The organism is Flavobacterium sp. LM4 (assembly GCF_002017935.1).
Lineage (GTDB): Bacteria > Bacteroidota > Bacteroidia > Flavobacteriales > Flavobacteriaceae > Flavobacterium > Flavobacterium chungangense.
Map to the genome: position 1 here is coordinate 233,007 of NZ_MUFW01000004.1, position 12,245 is coordinate 245,251.

General features: G+C 33.4%; 9 protein-coding genes. All 9 read right to left on the reverse strand.

From position 1 onward, the window contains the following. Window positions 1-58: 58 nt before the first annotated feature. The 9 genes from BXU10_RS20895 to BXU10_RS20935 all read right to left on the reverse strand — a co-directional run bounded on the left by BXU10_RS20895 (window position 59) and on the right by BXU10_RS20935 (window position 12,146). Window positions 59-928 (reverse strand): alpha/beta hydrolase, encoded by an 870-nt coding sequence (locus tag BXU10_RS20895; RefSeq protein ID WP_078229431.1) that lies wholly within the window; start codon window positions 926-928, stop codon window positions 59-61. Between the two features lie 341 nt (window positions 929-1,269). Next, the gene (locus BXU10_RS20900; RefSeq protein WP_123922070.1) at window positions 1,270-1,839 is read right to left on the reverse strand and encodes a hypothetical protein; all 570 of its coding nucleotides are present in this window, start codon (window positions 1,837-1,839) and stop codon (window positions 1,270-1,272) included. 180 nt (window positions 1,840-2,019) lie between these two features. Continuing rightward, window positions 2,020-2,340 carry an STM3941 family protein gene (locus BXU10_RS25360; RefSeq protein ID WP_223255516.1) on the reverse strand — a complete coding sequence of 107 codons (321 nt, stop codon included), beginning with the start codon at window positions 2,338-2,340 and terminating at the stop codon, window positions 2,020-2,022. Window positions 2,341-2,345: 5 nt separating this feature from the next. Next, window positions 2,346-2,555 (reverse strand): hypothetical protein, encoded by a 210-nt coding sequence (locus BXU10_RS25365; RefSeq protein WP_223255517.1) that lies wholly within the window; start codon window positions 2,553-2,555, stop codon window positions 2,346-2,348. 308 nt (window positions 2,556-2,863) lie between these two features. Next, a complete protein-coding gene (locus BXU10_RS20910; RefSeq protein ID WP_123922072.1) occupies window positions 2,864-4,297 on the reverse strand; it encodes a serine hydrolase in 1,434 nt (477 codons plus the stop codon). Window positions 4,298-4,454: 157 nt separating this feature from the next. Further along, window positions 4,455-5,210, reverse strand: a complete 756-nt coding sequence (locus tag BXU10_RS20915; protein WP_078229434.1) for a hypothetical protein — start codon at window positions 5,208-5,210, stop codon at window positions 4,455-4,457. A gap of 1,013 nt (window positions 5,211-6,223) precedes the next feature. Continuing rightward, window positions 6,224-8,155, reverse strand: coding sequence for a family 43 glycosylhydrolase (locus tag BXU10_RS20925; protein ID WP_078229436.1), 1,932 nt, complete (start codon window positions 8,153-8,155; stop codon window positions 6,224-6,226). 41 nt (window positions 8,156-8,196) lie between these two features. Next, window positions 8,197-10,776, reverse strand: coding sequence for an alpha-L-arabinofuranosidase C-terminal domain-containing protein (locus BXU10_RS20930; protein WP_078229437.1), 2,580 nt, complete (start codon window positions 10,774-10,776; stop codon window positions 8,197-8,199). Continuing rightward, window positions 10,776-12,146, reverse strand: coding sequence for a glycoside hydrolase family 27 protein (locus BXU10_RS20935; RefSeq protein WP_078229438.1), 1,371 nt, complete (start codon window positions 12,144-12,146; stop codon window positions 10,776-10,778). Before BXU10_RS20935 ends, BXU10_RS20930 begins: the two co-directional genes overlap by 1 nt. Window positions 12,147-12,245 lie beyond the last annotated feature (99 nt).

The window sequence follows — 12,245 nt, forward strand, 5'->3', positions numbered from 1 at the left end:
CAGCCCAAAGAAAATTCTTTACATTTTTAGCGACTGTTTTCAGTGATAATCTCCACTATTATTTTTTCAATGGAGGTTTCCAGTCCTGATAAATAAATCGCAATGCGTCATAATAAGCAACTATTGGTTCACTCATGTGGCTTTCTTCCGGGTAGCATTTGTACTTATATAAAAGTCCTTTTAGTGTTCTATTTACAATCAAACCATCAAATTTCAACACATCAGTATGAAATGAATTCTGTTCATTAATACCTTCGTTTCCTGTACTGTAAAAAAGCATTTTATTGAGATAAACTGATTTTGTCAATTTGTTTTCTGCGAGTTTTAATATATATTTATTATCCCACCAAAGCGAAGGGCTAATGGCTATATAGGCATTAAACATATCAGGATATGTAAACATACAATTTATAGTTGTAATGCCACCAAAAGAATGCCCGGCAAATATTTTGTATGATCCAGCTTTATAATTTGTTTCAATGTAGGGTATTAACTCTGATTGCATAAATTGAAAAAAATGTTCATTGCCACCACTTGTTTTATAGGTAGAGTCGATTTTTCCAAAATAATCAATTGTACTTTTGGTAGGTGTAAGGTCTTTTCTACGGTCTTTACTAATAATACCAACTACTATAATTGGAGGGATTATCTCATAATAGCTTAAGTAGTCAATGTATGCGGAAAGTATATGAAAATGATTTTCCCCATCTAATAAATACAACACGGGAAAAGTCTTGTTAGGGCTTGCGGATTCCTGTTTTGGAACATGAATGTAAATTTGACGTTCCTCATTTAGTACTTTGGATGGTATTGTGATTACTTCATTAGATATGTGATTAAACAATTCGACATTTTGTCCTTTTGATTGCAATGATAAAAACAAAAAAAGCATAAGGGTATACTTTTTACAATTAAGAGTAGTTGTCATGGTTAAATATTGATAATTTTAAATTTGGTAATATATCAAAGATTTACTTTTTGTAGTCACCCGGATAATTGACGCAAACATCAGGTATTCAGATGGTTTAAGCCTAAATTAACTCCATTTTTCGGATTTACCAAATTATTCCAAATACAAAACCATCTTTTGATTAAGCAAATTGCCTAAATTCATTATAGTAGCTGTAAACTATTTGGTTTTAATATATTTTTTTATCAGAATACAAACTTCTTTAAGATTTTTTCATTCAAATTCATACTATTCGATAATACTTCGCAAATCCAAAGTGGTTTTATTTTGGTTTAACCTTTTTTTAAGAAAGTTGTTTTTTATTTAAGTTCTCCTTTAATTGCTGAAATATTTTGTCTGTGATTTATTATGTCAATTGGTTGGCATGATCGTTTGTATAACTTCCAAAATTTGTCTTCCCAAAACTCGGCTTTTTCTTGTTTGTTTTGTTTATTTTTTGGTTTATTCACAAATTCCCAATTTCCATCTTCATTTAAAAATTTTTCGTGACTTTCAAAATATGATTCTATTAATTGGCCTTTGTCTGCCATAATCCATCTACAAGTACAAATCCAAGGGTCAATAAAAAAATAATATACTTTTGTATTTAATTCTTTTGAAAGAATTAATGTCATTTTTTTAGTTTCTTCAAAATCCCAAACATTCCATCGTAGATAATTCCATTCATTAATTTTATCAAATAATAAAAATTGTTTGTCAAAATTTTTCGTTTTTTCATCAAATAGAAAATTCCAATTAAATTTATTATCAACTAATACCTTTTCGGTGTAAGAAGCATTCAAAACTTTTAGAATTTCATTATTATTTGAATCTTTTATGCAAAAGTGATGATTTATCAAAGTGTTAATTAGTGGGCTTTCCTTTTCCACCTTGATTAGTTTTAAATTCTTTTTTTTGCTTTTGAAAAAGTCGAAAATTTTCATGGCTTTTTGGGTTTTCTGCGTAAGTTCGACATAAACTCATTCTTATGATGTGCCAAATCATCCCAACTACAAAAACATTTTTCCTTTAAGCCAATTGCCCAAATCCGTTGTAGCCGTTCGTTGTTTTTATGCTCTTTCTTTGAATTTTCTTTGTAACAATTTATATAACTCTTCGAAATTTGTGTCTAAAGTATTTGCGGAAATACTAATTGGTGAACCATAAGTTTTATAATTTATTTCCATTGCTTTTCTTTTCACAATTCCATTTTGACGATTTATATATTCTTCAGGATTTTTTACAATAAACATTAAGAATTTTTGGTTCATTACATTCGCTGTAGAAATTTCGATTATATCTTTCCACAAAACTATTCCTGCGGAAACTCCACTAGAATTATCAATTATTCCTTCAGAGTTAATTATTAAACCTGGTTTATTATCAGGCATTATTTTTAAAAGTATAAACGTAGTATACCCAAAAAAACAATTGCAGATATTCCGCTTATAAAAATTATCATTGGATTTCCAAAGATTTGATGATTACTTTTAGGTGGATTTACTACTAACCAAGTTCCGATTATAACAAATATTATTGAGCCTAATAACATTAAATATAATTTTTGCTTACTCAATGGTATTTCAATTTGATTTTCTTCTGACATTATTTTAGTTTCGTTTTGGTTTAAATTTTAGTTCTTTTTCCCTTTTCTGCCGTACAATGACGGCTAACGTCAGTCTGTAAAAAAACTAAAATTACCCTCTTGAGAATCCCGTATTTGAGATTTTTATTTGGTAGCCCTCCGAATACTTTCTAAATTTTCAGAGTTTTTTTCACAGCCTGACGTTTTGGAACTACAGCAGGTTTGGTACTAAATTAAGCTCTATTCTCGGATTTGCCAAATCATTCCAGATACAAAATCAACTTTCCATTAAGCCAATTGATCAAATCCATTGTAGCTGTTGTAAGCAGTTATTTTATCTTGATATATTTGACATTTGTTGCTCCAAAATTTGTAATGCTTAGTCCTACTATTTCATTTTTTTTGTTTCTTTGAAAACTTACTTCTACAGAAAATGTAATTGCTCCTGTAAATTTGTCTTTCTCGACTTCATTAAGAATAACATCACTTAATCTATTGTGTGTCATCGTTAACTTTCCATTAATAACTTTTATTAAAAAAAGTGATGATAAATCAGTATTCTGAAATTGACCTTCAAAGTCTTTTAGATTTGTCGTAGAAACATATTTTGATTTTTCTTTGGCTTTCTTTTCAATTTCGGTTATCGGTGCTCTCTTTTTAAATTTATCCGATAAATAAAATTCTGCAATATCCATTCCTGCTTTGTATGAAATAAAATTTTCATCATTACTCAAAAGTATGATGGATAATTTATTATCCTGAAAACGGCCCAAATAGGATTTGAAACCAGCATCGCTTCCCGTATGATTATAAACGTTAAGGCCTTTGTAGTTTCTCATAAATTGACCTTTGGCATGGTAAATAGTTTCCCCATCGCTCACTGCTAAAATAGCAGGTTCGCCATTATCTAATGACGACTTTTCATTAAAATGATTAATAAAATTAATATCGCCAACTATAGGATTTTCAAAATTTGCAGTCCATTTACTTAAATCCTCAACGGTTGTATAAACATTCGAAGGTCCAACTGAAGAACTGTTAAGGTTTCTTTTGCTATATAATCCATTTTCACTGCCGTAGGAATAGGCTCTGTTTTTCACTATTTTTTCGTTATCATCATAAACGATTGTATTTTCCATGCCAAGTGGATTGAAAATATTTTCTTTCGCAAACTCACTAAAACTTTTTCCAGAAACTCTTTTTACAATTTCGGTTAGCAAGGTAAATCCTGAATTACTATATTTAAATTGACTTCCAGGTTCAAAATTCAACTCTTTTTGGGAGCAGATTATTTTCAATACTTGTTCAGAAGTAATGACATCATCCATTCTCCAGCCTGCTAATGTTAACAATGCCCACTGGTCTTTTAACCCACTTGTATGAGAACATAAATGTTTAATCGTTATTGTTTTTTCATAAATTGGCAATTCCGGAATATATTTTCTTATGTCATCATCCAATGAGATTCTGCCCTGTTTTTCCAATAAATAAATTGAAAAGGTTGTAAATTGCTTTGAAACAGATCCTACATTAAAAATAGTTTTTGGTGTTATAGGTATATCATATTCAAGGTTAGCAGTACCATATCCTTTTTTAAGAATTAGTTCTCCATCTTTAACAATGCCAACTGCAACACCAGCAGTTTTTGAGTTATAGTTAGAAAATAATGAATCGATTTTTTTTTCTATATTAAAATTTGTTTGCGCTGACAAATTGTTTGCAAGAAAAATATAAATTAGAATAAATTTAGTTAGATGTTTCATTTGATTAATTATGTTCTTGTTTTCTACTGAGTGTCTGTATAATTGCCACCAACATTCTGGCACTAACTTTAGATTTGCATAATCAATCCCAAATACAAAACCAACTTCCCATTATGCCTATTACCCAAATCCGTTATAGAAGTTGGCGCATGTTTTTTTATCTAATTGAGCTTTGAAACTTCTCTAATGCATCAATTACACTTTTATTATTTATAAATTTCTCACGAATTAGAATTTCATCGTAATTTTCCGCGCTTACCAATGGATTGATTTTTAATTCTAAATATGCAGGAACTTGAATAACACTTTTCGACATTCCTTTTAGAAGAAAATATGGAAACATTTCTTCTTCAGTTTTTGAATGTAGAGCTATATAAACCAAACTGAGATTCTCGTATAATTTTATAATTTTATCAGTTGGTTGCTCAATTAACTTCGGATAACTTATATAAGTATCGATTGTTTCTTTTCGATAATAAGTTAGATAACTGATATTTGAATTGTCTTCACTTATAAATTTCTCAATATCTTTAATTTCCAAATTTTCTGTATTAGATTGTAATTCCTGAAATTTCTTTAAAGTATCAAAAAAAAACGTAGAAAGAGTATTAGACTTTTTATGGTAAACAAATTTATGTATTTGATTTTTTTTTGAATTATTAGTCTCTGGATTTGTTATTATGTATAAGATCGAGTCATTTTTTACAATGCGCTTTGTGATTTTCAAAGTATCAACTCTAGCAATGTATTCTTTCTTAGAATTGTAATTACCAATTCTCCCAGTTATCAATTTGTCTTTAGTTATAGTATTGAAAGATATATCTTCGATTCTAAAAGTAAACCAATTACCATCAAATTGGGCATTTGAATATTGACTTATAAATAATAATGCAATTATAATATTCTTTTTCATAGAGTTATTCTTGATTCTGCAGTAAAATATCCACTAACGTTCTGGCGCTTGGCCTTTACTTTGTAAAGCATAAATTTTCCAAATACAAGACCAACTTTACATTAAGCCTAAAACCCCAATCTCGCCAAACGGCTGTTATGCGTTCGGTTTTCTTTTCGGTTACTATAATTTTTAATCTTCTTTGTTCGATTTTCGTTTAAGTATTTTCTTTCTGAAATAAATTAAGCAAACTAAAAGCAGAAGACAAAAAACAAAGATTATTTTTAAATTTCTTATTGTGTCACAAAGATTTTTTCCACTAACATTTGAAACACAATCTTGAATGTTTTCGGTTTCATATTTTAAACTAACCATTGTGTTTACTATTCCATATGGCGCAACCAAAATTCCGAGTATTGAAATTACAACTAGTGAGAAATAAATTAGTTTAATTTTATTCATAAATTTTTCAATTTTCTTTTTGCTTTATATATTTCGTTGTGAATAAAAGAAACAAAAAAAGCGCAATGAATATTAATGGGGCAATTTTCATTTCAGTTTTTATATTATGACTTGATCCATTTATGATTAACCACATAAATGCAGATAAAAAGATTAAAACTACCAAACTAATTCTGATTACAATTTTCAATATTCTCATTTCTGCATAGAATTATTTTTTACTCATTTTCCGGTTTCTACTAAACTGACGCATAACTTGTTTATATGTGTGACAAAATCACACATAGCTAGCGTGTTTGGTCAGATATGTGTGATTTTATCACTATTATTCATTTCAGCGAATATAGGAAAAACTTTGATAATTCGTTAAGTATCTTTTAAATCAGTAAGAGCTTCGACTCCATTCAACTGACAGTCCTTTTTGATTTCATCAAACGGTTATTAATGCAAAAAGCTCTTATGAAACCTAAAAGCCCTAGCCCTGCTCCTAAATCTAAAACTCAAAATTTATAAAACAAAAAAAGCTGCTCCGGGGCAAAGTAGAGCAGCTTTTTACAACGAAATAATAGGTATTACTTAATTGTCTGTATTCCTGTATGTGTTGGGGTTGCCTGTTTAATGGTTCCATCCGGATTGAATTCTAATTTATCAATGCAGACTTCGCGGTGGAAACCTCCGGCCTCTCCCATTTTTATTCCGGTTGGGTACGAAAATCGGTGGTACGTGATATACCATTCGTCTTTGTTTGGAATTTGTAAAACCGAATTATGACCTGTTGCATAGATTCCCTGATCCGAGATTCCTTGAATTACGATGTTGTTTTCCGGAATTTCAATTGGTCCCAGAGGTGATTTTGAAGTTCCGTATCGTACTTTGTAATTTGGACTTCTGGTATCGTCTTCGCTCCACATAAAATAGTAAGTTCCTTTTCTGTAAATCACGTAGGTTCCTTCACGGAACGTTTTGTCTACTTTAATCAATTTTATATCGCCTTTGAATGAAATCATATCGTCATTCAATTCGGCTACAGCCATGTATCCGTTACCCCAGTACAAATAACTTTTGCCGGTTTTAGGATCTGTAAAAACATCCGGATCGATTTCCTGGCCGCCTTTTGCTCCTTCAGGTTTGGTTGCTACCAAGGCTCTTCCGCTGTCTTTGAACGGTCCTGCCGGATTGTCTGAAACGGCAACACCAATTTTTTGCGCTGCGGTGAAATAATAGAAATATTTGTATTTTCCTTTTACCTTTTTCTCTACGATACAAGGTGCCCAGGCATTTCTGTTGGCCCAGCTTACATCTTTTGGAAGATCTAAAATAACGCCTTCGTCTTTCCAGTCTATCAAATTTTCTGATGAAAAAGTTTTGAAATATTTGCCTGACCAGCCATCAAAACCATCGCTGGTTGGGTAGATGTAATATTTTTTGGTTTTGTTTGAATATAAAATATCAGGATCGGCATAATATCCTTGTAAAACCGGGTTGTTATTTATTTTTGGAAATTTTGCAGGAGTTCCCCATTTTGCAAAAAGCCTTTTCAATTCAGAACGGGTGATTGGCAAAATAGTTCCGTGACGTGGTTTGAAATCCATTGAAATTTCATCGTCAATTGCTTTGAAATTTTCTAAATCGGTGCTTTTTGTAAACTGATATTTTCCTTTTTTGTAAACGTCATACATCAGAATATAATCGTCCGAATTGTTTAGTTTAAAAACACTGGAACCTTCAACGGACTCTTTGGTCTGCTGGAGGTAATTGTCGTTTTCTGTCCATTTTCCTGAAGTCAGATCGGTTGTGGTAGCCACTTTGATTCCCGGATTTTCGGTTTCAGTTTTGTAAAAAAGATGATACACACCGTTCTTTTCGATAATATCTCCGTCAATACAGGCTTTTTCAGATTTTGGAATGAATAATAATTTTGGCTCGCTTTCAAGCGCTGTGAAATCTTTATTTGCGTAAGCGTAGTAGATTTTATCTGCATTATTTCCGTGCTGCATGCTGAAGTAAATCAAATATTTACCGGCTTTGGCATCGTAAATCGTCTGAGGTGCCCAAACACGTTTCAGGTTTTCATTGCCCGGAAATGCTTTCTGAATATTCACGATACTGGTTTTCCAGTTTACAAGATCAGTACTTTTTAGCAAAACCATGGCACGGTTGCTGTCCCATCCTTTTGAAGAAGTCATATCAGTCAGCACCATATAAAATGTTTTGCCGTCGTCGCCACGCAAAATATGGGGATCACGCACTCCTCCTGTCGAGCTGATTACCTTACTGTCTATAACCGGTTTATCGCTGTTAAGGTTATGGTAATGATACCCATCGGCACTTACGGCATAACGAACTGCTTCTTCTTCGATGCTATTTCCTGTAAAATATACAAATAAATAAGCGGTTAAATCCTTGCCGGCAATAACAGGAGGTGTTCCTGCCGGAATATTCTGGGCCTGTAAAAGATTAAAAATCGCTAAAAATAATACAAGGCTAAATTGTGTTCTTTTCATTATTCTGTTGAGTTTAAATAAAAAATCGAGTATATCAAAATTTAAAAAGTTTCATTTAAAAGTACTTTCTCATTTACTTTTATACGTATTACGGCAAATGAGTAAGGAGGCAGTTCTTTTGAAAATGCTTCTTTTGCAGTTATCTGTTGAGTTACAGGTCTGGCAGTCGTTTTTTCAGGATTTCCTGATAATAAGGTATAACTTGCATTCTCTGCTGTTCCCAGATTAGCTACTGTAATCGAAGGTGCTACGGAAACCGGAAGTACATTTACCAGTTTTATAATCAAATCGCCTGTTGTCTTGTCCTGCACTGCGGAAAAGCCAATACGTTTGTTAACTTCGTCATTCGCATCAGATAATTTTACGGTATTCTGAAGGTAAAAATCACCCGGGTTCTGTCCGTAAAGCTGTTGTACAAAATAGTTTACTGTAGGCTTTACTTCATGACCGTTAAAATAAATTAGATCGGGATTCCACTGGGTATGTTTTTCGCGGGCCAGTAAAGGTGCATATGAAGCCATTGTTACCACATCTCCGTTTCGTTCGATTCCAGTAAGGTATAAAGCTTCTGAAAGGGCATTATAAAATTCATTACCTCGTGAAGCATATTCGCCCAGATATACTTTGGATTTTGAGCGGTCATAGCTGTCATAAAAGTTCTGATTATTGATGAACCAGCCCGGGCTTTGATAATAATGTTCATCAACCATTGGCAGTTTCAAATCGTTTGCAATTGCCCAGCCTTCATTGTAATCTGATCCTTCAAAAAAGGGTCCAACTGTACCAATAATAATAATTTCAGGGTGTTTTTGCTGAACTGCTTTTACAATCATTCGGTAACGTTCTTCGAAAACATCACTGATCAGATCTTCATTACCAATACCTACATATTTTAAATTAAATGGTTTCGGATGACCGGCTTCTGCACGTTTTTTACCCCAGATAGTATTCACGCTTCCATTGGCATATTCGATTAGATCCAGAACATCCTGAACATATTCGTCCATATCTTCCATCGGGATTCCGAATTGCTGTCCGGCTCCTCCATCAGATGAATTCTGACAAGGAACGCCTGCAGCCAAAACTGGAACGGCCTGGGCTCCTAGATCCTCACAAAACTGAAAATATTCAAAATACCCTAATCCCATTGACTGGTGGTAGTTCCATATGTTTCGGGCAGGAATACGGCTTTCTAAAGGACCAATCGTATTCTTCCATTTGTAAATATTATGAATTCCGTCTCCATGCGCTACACAGCCTCCCGGAAAACGTACAAACTTTGGATTCATTCCTGCAATAGCTTCTGCTAAGTCTGCACGAAGACCATTTTTACGATTTCTGAATGTTTTTTGAGGGAAAAGCGACACCATATCAACAGCAGTTTCTCCGGCTGTACTAATTTCTAAATGTGCATCGGTTACTGTTTTTGATGATTTTAGAACACCTGTTAATTTTTTCCATGAAGCCGTTGGGATTACAATTGTTTCTGCCAGAGTTTCTCCTGCAGAACTTTTTAATTTAACGGTAAGTTTTACCCCTTTTGCAAAAACACTAAAATCATATTTTTCATTGGCTTTCAAAGCAATTCCATCAAAACCGGTATTACTGACACTACTTTTTATAAGAACTGCATAATTTGGATTATTGGCATGAATTGGATTTTCCTTAGAAATTTTAAAATCTCCATCCCACGCCATAGTGGCATTCCACTTTTCGTCTCTTCCTTTTTTATCGCTAACGGCATATTCAAAATCACGGTTTTGAATCATTTCTCCATACAAACCGCCATCGGCTGCGTAATTGATGTCCTCGAAGAAAACACCCGTAAGCATGTTGCTGATTTTTTTAACGTCACTGCCATTTATATTGATTTGAGCAGTTACAGGTTTTAAACCCGCCAACATTAGGCTGTCACTTTTGGGCGAAGTATTATCCTTCTTATCTCTGAATTTTACAGATTCCATTGTTCTGATGAGCATTTCGACAACACTCCAGTCAACTATTGTGATAGTCCCTTTTTGAATGTCGCCTTGTACCGTAATTTCAGTTAATTTAGGGGCATTGTCTGTATCTTCTTTCGTTTCAGTATAATTTACAAAATCTTTGGTCGTATTGTAATACTTAGTATTATCTGAAACCCAATGAATACCATACTGACCGTCTTTTTTACCTACAGTTATATTTTGAATAACCGGTTTCTCGTCCAGTTTTTTAGTTATATTCTTCATTGCCTGAATATAACGCTGACTCTTCCAGTTAATCAGGTCTTTGCTTGAAGCTTGTGCTAAAACATCGTCTTTCACACTCCAAAAACAATGAAAAATTCCGTTATCATCCTTTATTAAAAAAGCTTCAGACATACTTTTTCCTGTTGGTCCCCAGCTTCCGTAATCTGATTTTAAAAAGCTGTGTTCAGGACCAATCCCAAACCAGTTTTTCTGATCGGTGCTCCATGCAAAATGAAGTCCGTTTTTACCGTTATTTTTTAAAGTCGAATAGGCAAAAAGATATACTTTATCCGGTTTGTCTGCTTTGGATTTGAAACTAAAGCCAGAGGATAAAAAGACAATTACAAAAAGTACTGCCAGACCAAAAAAATGCTGCTGTAAAAACTTCTTCATTATTTTTTGCTTTTTAGTTTGTAAAGAACAGAGCTGTGAGGTTTTAAGGTTATGGAAACTTCTTTGGAAGAAACATTCAGTTTCTCACCTGTCCACATGTTTATTCCTCCGGCAAAACCCGCTATTCCAAGATCTGAAAGACTTATTGAAACGTTTTGAGAATCTGTATCTGAAATATTAAACAATGCCAGATATACGCTTCCGTCCTTTGGATTTTTTGAAGTTACGGCAATTTTTCCGTCTTTGTGGAAAAGCTGTTTTACATCAGTACTTTCATTGTGCATTTTCACCACTTCTTTATTCGTTAGCAATGATAAAGTAAAGGCATCGTTACTTGGTAAATCACCACCAAAAAACAAAGGCGATTTAAAAATATTAAAGAATGTAATCAGTGTATATTGTTCGTCTTTTGTCAAACGCGTCATTCTGTCTTCTCCACGTTCTCCCCTAACTGAAATACGTCCTAACGGAATCATATCACAATCAGGCCATGTTCCCGGAGCAATATGCGGATACCATTTTTGAGCAATATCCATCAAATGTGTAATGTGTGGCCAGGTATCCCAAACGTCGTCGACCATACGCCACATATTCGCGTGAGTCGTTACGTGTGCAGCTGCTGAAATTGGTGTTTCTCCAGGTGATGTACTCAATACGATTTTACGTCCGCATTTATCGATTGCATTTCTGATCAAATTGATTTCACCTTCGTGATACGGTCTTGACAGGTCGTCAATTTTAATAAAATCTACTCCCCATTGTGCGTATAATTCAAAAATAGAATCATAATACTCCTGTGCTCCCGGTTTGTCTGCTAAAACAGTATAATTATCTTTTAACCATTCGCACTGTAAGGCTGTGGTGTAAATCTGGTCGGCTGTAACTCCATTTGCTCCTTTTATTTGCATTTTTTCTTCAACCGCTTTTTTAGGAATTCCACGCATAATGTGAATTCCGAATTTCAATCCTTTTTTGTGGATGTAATCTGCCAACGGTTTGAATCCCTGACCATCTTTAGCGGAAGGAAAACGGTTTACAGCAGGCAAATATCTTCCATATGGATCGATTACATAACGTGGATCTTTTTGGTTGTACCCTCCTGCTTTGTCATTTTCTACAAACCATCTGATATCAACCACTACGTACTCCCAACCATATTTTTTCAGCTCTTTTGCCATATAATCGGCATTGGCTTTTACTTCGTGTTCTTCTACCGTTGGACCATAACAATCCCAGCTGTTCCAGCCCATTGGAGGCGTTTGTGCCCATTGCTTAAATTCATCTTTTTTAAAAACTGCTTTTTGAGCATTTGAAAAAAATGATGTTAAAAAAATTCCTAAACTAAATATTATTATGCTTTTTATTTTCATATCAGTAAAAAAAATAAGTGTTGATAGTACACTTCAAATATAATAAACTTTTCTTCATTATAACAAAAAACCTGCCTGCGAATACCGAAATGCAGACAG